1 protein-coding gene is annotated in these 239 nt (G+C 60.3%); it reads right to left on the minus strand.

What is annotated here, in order from left to right; genetic code table 11:
- A partial coding sequence (locus tag B4920_RS27740) for a metallophosphoesterase (protein ID WP_173862745.1) occupies window positions 1-225 on the minus strand: 225 nt, incomplete at its 3' end.
- Window positions 226-239 lie beyond the last annotated feature (14 nt).

A 239-nucleotide genomic window follows, 5' to 3' on the forward strand; every position in this document is an offset into this window, starting at 1 on the left:
CGAATCGCAATTGCCACGCACCGCCATGATGCGGGGGGCCAGCTCGTTGAGCCTTGCCGCCACAGCTGCAGGATCATACCCCTCCGGCACCGGATTGCGCGGCCCGTGATTGAGCAGATCCCCGAGCAGCAAATAGTGATCAGGCTGCCAGGGAACAAGTTGCGCCAGCACCTGCTCGAGGGCTGTCAGACTGCCGTGCAGATCCGAGATAATGGCAATCTTCATTCCACACTCCTCAT

Source organism: Zoogloea sp. LCSB751 (assembly GCF_002028455.1).
Lineage (GTDB): Bacteria > Pseudomonadota > Gammaproteobacteria > Burkholderiales > Rhodocyclaceae > Zoogloea.